At 57.0% G+C, this 6,196-nt stretch carries 7 protein-coding genes; 2 read left to right on the top strand and 5 right to left on the bottom strand.

Annotated elements, in window-relative coordinates; all coding sequences use genetic code 11:
- Positions 1 to 326 precede the first annotated feature (326 nt).
- Positions 327 to 812, top strand: a complete 486-nt coding sequence (locus VN577_24150) for a GNAT family N-acetyltransferase (GenBank protein ID HWR17943.1) — start codon at positions 327 to 329, stop codon at positions 810 to 812.
- Positions 813 to 958: 146 nt separating this feature from the next.
- On the top strand, positions 959 to 1,648 hold the full coding sequence (locus VN577_24145) for a hypothetical protein (protein ID HWR17942.1): 690 nt from the start codon (positions 959 to 961) through the stop codon (positions 1,646 to 1,648).
- A gap of 96 nt (positions 1,649 to 1,744) precedes the next feature.
- On the opposite strand, the gene VN577_24140 is transcribed toward VN577_24145, so the two are convergent.
- The 5 genes from VN577_24140 to VN577_24120 form a co-directional block, all read right to left on the bottom strand.
- The gene (locus VN577_24140; protein HWR17941.1) at positions 1,745 to 4,120 is read right to left on the bottom strand and encodes a protein kinase; all 2,376 of its coding nucleotides are present in this window, start codon (positions 4,118 to 4,120) and stop codon (positions 1,745 to 1,747) included.
- Between the two features lie 205 nt (positions 4,121 to 4,325).
- The gene (locus VN577_24135) at positions 4,326 to 4,889 is read right to left on the bottom strand and encodes a DUF4256 domain-containing protein (protein HWR17940.1); all 564 of its coding nucleotides are present in this window, start codon (positions 4,887 to 4,889) and stop codon (positions 4,326 to 4,328) included.
- A 119-nt stretch (positions 4,890 to 5,008) separates the two neighbouring features.
- Complete coding sequence (locus VN577_24130) at positions 5,009 to 5,236, bottom strand: hypothetical protein (protein HWR17939.1); 228 nt, start codon at positions 5,234 to 5,236, stop codon at positions 5,009 to 5,011.
- Between the two features lie 67 nt (positions 5,237 to 5,303).
- Complete coding sequence (locus VN577_24125) at positions 5,304 to 5,834, bottom strand: SRPBCC family protein (GenBank protein ID HWR17938.1); 531 nt, start codon at positions 5,832 to 5,834, stop codon at positions 5,304 to 5,306.
- The gene (locus tag VN577_24120) at positions 5,831 to 6,175 is read right to left on the bottom strand and encodes a metalloregulator ArsR/SmtB family transcription factor (protein HWR17937.1); all 345 of its coding nucleotides are present in this window, start codon (positions 6,173 to 6,175) and stop codon (positions 5,831 to 5,833) included. Before VN577_24120 ends, VN577_24125 begins: the two co-directional genes overlap by 4 nt.
- Positions 6,176 to 6,196: the final 21 nt, after the last annotated feature.

Here is a 6,196-nt window from a genome sequence, read left to right as displayed (position 1 = left end):
GTACAGAGGTTCTTCGGCTTCGCCTCAGAATGACAAAGAACGAAAACCATCTGTAAATTCAGAATAGCAATTCGGGTGTGGGCATCATGCCAACATTTCGAAATTTATATTCGCCGTTAAATCAATAACTTACGCAAAAATGAGCCCGACCACCCACTTGACAGAGATTTTCCCGGAATGGAACGGTGCGCTCTCGCGTCAGTGGACGGGGAAGACGGAAGGTAAGCCGGTTCCGCAGTAAAGCTATCGGGAGGCTCTCTGGCAGGAAGGCCGCTCTTACCGGGCGGCCTTTTTCGGTATGCCGGACGTGAGAGAATGCGGGCCCGATGGACTACCGCATCATTCCGTACGAAGACAGGTTCGGTGAGGAAGTCGCCGAGCTGGTGCTTTATATCCAGACGGTGGAGTTCTCGCTGCCAGTAACGCTTGAGCAGGAGCCTGACTTGACGCGGTTGCGGGAGGTGTATCGGCAGGGGCGTGGTGATTTCTGGGTGGCGGTAGCGGGAGAAGAGGTGATCGGGACTATCGGGGTGCAGGACATCGGGGAGAGGCAGGGAGCGCTGCGTCGGATGTTCGTGAAAGAGCGTTGGCGCGGGCCTAAGTTTCACGTTGCGCAGAATTTGCTGGAGACCCTGGAATCGGAGTGCCGGGGGCGGGGCTTCCGGGAATTGTTTTTGGGGACGATTGAGGCGACGCAGGCGGCGCAACGATTTTACCTGCGTAATGGATACACGAGGATCGAGCCGGAGGCTCTGCCGGCGAAGTTTCCGAGGTTTGCGCTGGATACGAAGTTCTTCAGGAAAACGCTGTAGAGTTAGGCCGGTGGTGGACCCACGTTAGCGTTTCGCGCGAAGGTGTGGCACAAGTGGGGCCGATATTCTGGTTTCGGGATTCTCCGCACCCGTCGCACCGATTATTTCCTGGAACAATTCCATCTCGGATGGAGTCTGTCTTGTTTGTGGGGAAGCTCTTTTGTCTTTGTGCGTTCTTTTGCCTGCTGACGCGGCTGTCGGCACAAGTGCATTACCCCTGGGTGATTCCCGGGGATTTCAAACAACGCATCGAGAGTTCGGATCTGGTTCTATCGGGAACCGTTGTTTCTATATCGCCGATGGGTGGCGAAGACGTGGACGGGATCGAACTCAGGGCGCAACGCACTCAGATAAAGGACGATCGCTTGTACAAAGGACAGTTCGTCCGAATGCTGACGTTCAAGTGGTATACGGGTGCGATTAGAACCGAAGGCGGCATCGTCGGTTCAGGTCCGCCACACGCGAATTTCCAGAATGGATTCAGATACCTAGTGTTTCTACGACGCGTCAGAGATACGTGGCAGGTGACGTTGCCGCTGGTGTCTCTGGAAGTGGAACTCGGTCCTTTTCGACCGGGTGATATTACGGATCTTTCCGGGGCCACGCCGGAGTTCCGCAATCGGCAGATCGCAGAGGAGTTGCAGCGGAAGGCGCTGTCGCTGCCGGAACCTCCACCGGGGACGACGGGATTGGGCCCCTGGTACGCAGGCTACGTACGCGACTTAATCGGCCGCGATGTTGAGCCATTGCTAAGGCATCTCGAGAAGTCGAGAATCGGCGAACTGCGGAGGGAGGCGAGGCGACAACTGCGGATCCTTAGCGTGGACACAAAGTGAACGCACAACTCGGCGGTGATGCAAAGATCGGGCCCTTCCCCGATTACCTGAAGGGACACGTGTGCCGACGTACCGGTTCGGTACTTAGCGCACAGGCTACGTTTGATCCTTCTGGTATTGAGTCCGAATCGCCTGCAATAGGGCCTGGTAACGCGGGTCGGAATCGAGGTCATTGGGCTCGAGCAATATCTCGTCTATCCAGGGTGTTCGGGCCTTCCAAGCGTCTTGAAGGACCTTCACGGCGCGGTCGCGATCACCCAGTGCGGTGTACGCCAGCGACAGCATACGCGGATACACCTGAGGAAAGTTCGGATGAGTCTGTAATTGACGGAATACGCGCTCGGCATCCTGGTGCCTGCCTACCTTTGCGTAGCAGTAGGTCAGAAACGCGAGCCGCTCCGGGTTCCTTCCCGCCCTCTCGATATTGGGGTCGTCACAATTGACCTGATCGTAGCGACCGAGCCAAATGCGGATCATAGCCATTCCGTAGTAGGCCATCGGAAAGTTCGGCGTCTGTTTCAAGAGCATCTGCAATTGTTGCAGGCTGCGTTCCTCCTGACCGAGATAGTGGTAAACAATCGCGACTTTGAAACTCGTCAAGGGGAAAGCAGGATCGAGTTCCAATGCACGTTGGGCGTGCATGATGGCGTCCTGCGCGCGGCCAAGGCGTGCCGCATTGAAGGCAAAGGCAAGGTGCGCATCCACGGAGTTCGGATTAATCTCAAGCGCCCGCCGGAGCTCCCGCTCAGCAGTGTAGGGACGGAAACGGGCGGAATTGACGGCTGCAAGTGCCGTGTGCGCTTCAGCAGAAACAGGATCGAGGTCGATAGCTTTCCGGGCAGCGCCTTCAGCCAATTGCAGAGCGCGTTGATCATTCAAGCCGGGCACCTGGCGTCCTGGAGAGCTGAGATAGAGATCGGCTAAACCGGCGTAAGCAGCGGCAAACCGAGGAGCCTTCGCAAGCGACTGCTCGAACCGGGAGAGGGCCTTCGGAACGGAATCAACTGTAAGCTGCGCCGAGTAGTACCGAGCCTGACGGTACAGTTCGTATGCTTGCGCATCGATCAATTGGGCCGATTGCAGTCGAGACTGCTCGCTCGGCGTAAGCGCAACGTTGATTTCTCTCGCCACCTCAAGGGCAATCTCGTTTTGCATCGGAATAACGTCCGTAAGCTGTCGCTCATAACTCTTCGACCAAATAGGGCGGTCTTGAACAGCGTCTATGAGCTGAACAGAGACCGCCAGTGCGTTCTCAGAGCGGCGCACGGAACCCTCAACCAGCGCGTCAACCCCGAGTTCGCGCGCAATTGCAGGGACCGTTTTGGAGTTATCGCGGTATCGGAGTGTGGAGGTCCGTGATTTCACCGTAAGTGCGGTGATTTGCGAAAAGGCGATTGTGAGTTCCTCATGAATGCCATCCACAAGGTAGTCCTGCTTTGAATCGCCCGATAAATTCTGGAAAGGAAGAATGGCGATCGAGCGCACTTGGGGGTAGTTGGCTGCGTTCTTCTCGTGAAAACGCAGGTAGGCCAGCAATGTCAGCACCACGAAGAGCACGATCACTGTTGCGAGTATTGGTAAATGTGCAGACCGACGGCGCAAGCTTGGAAATGGTGCTGTGATAGACGGCGTTTCCATACGACGCAGGTCGACATTGAGTTCCTTCGCAGATTGGTAGCGATTGTTTGGGTCCTTTTCAAGACACTTGCCAATGATTCTCTCGAGTTCCGCCGAGAGTCTCGGATTGAGCTTGGTAGCAGGCAGAGGGGTGTCATGGAGAATGGCACCGAGCATCTGGTATTGGCTCGCGTTGTCGAAGGCGCGTTTCCCGGTCGCCATTTCAAACAGCACCAATCCAGCAGCGTATAGATCGGTGCGCGCATCCACTTCTCCGCCCAAGATTTGCTCGGGAGCCATATAAGGCAGCGTGCCGGTGATGTGAAGCGTTTCACACAGACTCTCTGTGTTGGCAAGAGCGGCCGCCGATCCGCGAAGTTTTGCCAGACCGAAATCGAGGATCTTTAGACGACCGTCGCTACTGAGGCGCAGGTTGCCGGGTTTGAGATCGCGATGGACGATGCCGTGCTCGTGCGCTGCGGACAACCCTTCGGCCAACTGTGCTCCGAGGGCAACGACCTCTTTCTCCGCCATCGACCGGCCGCCAAGTTTCTCGGTTAGCGTCGCACCTTCAATTAATTCCATTACTAAGAATTCGACTCCGTCTTGAGATCCGAAGTCATGAACCGTAGCGATGTTTGGGTGGTTTAGCTTGGAGAGGAGGAGCGCTTCTTTTCGAAAACGCTTATGAGCCGTTTCATCGGTCAAGGCCCCCGAAGGAAGCACTTTCACGGCAACTTCGCGCTCGAGGCGCTCGTCGAAGGCACGGAACACTACTCCCATGCCACCTTCGCCGATTTTTTCGTCGATACGGTAGTGACCGAGTTTTTCCGGAATGCCAGAAACGATGGCCATCGCACCGGCTCCCGTAAACGCGACCATTGTACGCCCAGCGGCATAAGAGTAGCTCGACGGGAAATAGCATTCTGATGGCTTCGTTCACGACGGGATATTAGTAAAAGAGGCCGAAGGTGAGACCAGCACATGCGGCGTCACTCCAGTGGCAGTCTGGCCCTTCGAGATACATGACACCTCACGGAAGGGCTTTCCTTTTTTAAAACTAGACCTTAAGCACCCCGCGGAATCCTCTGGCGGCGTAGTAGGATTCGGCGCCGTTGTGATAGAGGAAGACGGTGTTGTAGCGGCGATCGCAGAAGAGGGCGCCTCCGAGGTCTCTGATCGCGTCAGGGGTTTTCACCCAACTGGAGGTTTTCGTGTCGAACTCTCCCAGCTTCTGCAACTCGCGATACTCATCCTCGGTTAAGAGTTCGATGCCCATGGCCACGGCCATGTCGACGGCGTTCGCCTTAGGCTTGTTTTCCTTTCTTGCATTGAGGGCCTCACGGTCGTAGCAGGCGCTGCGGCGGGCCTTCGGACTTTCGGCGGAGCAGTCGTAGAAGATGTATTCGCCCGTCTTTTTGTCGTGGCCGACGACGTCGGGTTCCCCTCCGGTCTTTTCCATTTCGTTGAGAGACCAAAGCTTTTCCGGATTCGCTTCGAGACGGGCCTGAACGCTGGCCCATTCGAGCCCTTTATGGCGTTGCAGGTTCTGCTCAAACCGGGTTTTCAGCGTGCGGAGGAGTTCTTCGCGTTGTTTTGACAACAGCTCTTTCTTGTTGGCCATGCGTTCCCATTCTTTCTGTTGCGGCTGTGTAGCGCGGCACTTAAGCCACCGCGAAAAGGTACCCGGGCGACGGCCCGAAGGCCGTTTCTTTTGCCCCGGCTGATGCGGCTTCTGTCCAATTAGAGGTTATCAGCAGTATTTGGCTGGGCGGGAGGTTTGGCAACGAGTCGGCGAACGACGTGACCTTTCCACATCCATAGTCCGGTAAGCACCATGATGGGAACGAACACGAACCGGGTTGCGGGGGCATAGTCCGGGATTCTCTCGAATGGACTGTAAATGTAACCGAGGATGGGAATGCTGAAGACGATGTGAATCCAGCGGAAGACGGTTCGTTGGCTGATCATTGTGTTGCTCGTCCTTTCGGCAGAAGTTGGTGCTGCGCGGGCCTGGTGACCGAGTTCAGTCGTCGCATTACCATTTCGGCATTTCGACGCCGAACTGGCGTGCGTAGTCGGCGTTCAATCGCTGCCAGCCTTCGAACTTCATGGCGTCGGGGCCGACGATGCGTTGGATTGGCTTTCCGGCGAGGAGCCGATCGAGGACGTCGAGGGAGATGTGCCAGCCGGCAGCACCCCAGGAGATGAAGCGGCGATCGATGTTGTGCCAGAGGGTGAGACGTGTACCGTTGGCGAGCGGCTCGAGATTCCAACGGATATCGTTGTACTCAAGCACGTGGGGAGCGTCGGCACGTGTCACGGTCGTTTCCATCGATTGCGGTGTCCCTACCCAGGTGAGTTTTACGGTGGCACCAACGGTGTCGAGACGGCCATCGGCGTCGAACGGCGCCCACTCGCGCAGGTGCGCGGGATCGGTGAGAGCCTGCCAGACCATTTCCGGCGAATGACGAAGCTCGCGGACGAGAATGAGCGTCCACTTCTCTCCTTCTTTTCTTACCTGCGCGCCGCTGGCTGGTCCCGGTGTGTATGGATGAGGGTCGGTCATTTTCTTCTCCTTGCTTTCTTTTTCGGTGGCGTGGCTTGAGCCATGCGGTCGAGGTGGCGCTCGAGGGCGTCGACGTGAGCGGACCAGAAGCGCCGGAACTGAGCCAGCCAGGCGTCGATTTCCTGGAGCGGCCCAGGTTTCAAGCGGTAAAGGCGGCGCTGTGCGTCCACGGTGGATTCGACGAAGCCGGCCTCACGCAGAACGCGGAGGTGCTTGGATACGGTGGGCTGCGGCATGCGAAGCTGGCGTTCGATCTCTCCGACCGACTGCTCGGACAAGACCAGCAGGCTGAGGATGGCGCGGCGGTTTGGCTCGGCGATGATTTCGAAGGCAGAATCCACGGCTGTTTATATACCTAATAG

It is taken from the genome of Terriglobales bacterium (genome assembly GCA_035561515.1).
GTDB lineage: Bacteria > Acidobacteriota > Terriglobia > Terriglobales > Acidobacteriaceae > DATMXP01.
The sequence above is the reverse complement of the archived record's forward strand: the minus strand, read 5'-3'. Positions and strand labels throughout refer to the sequence as shown.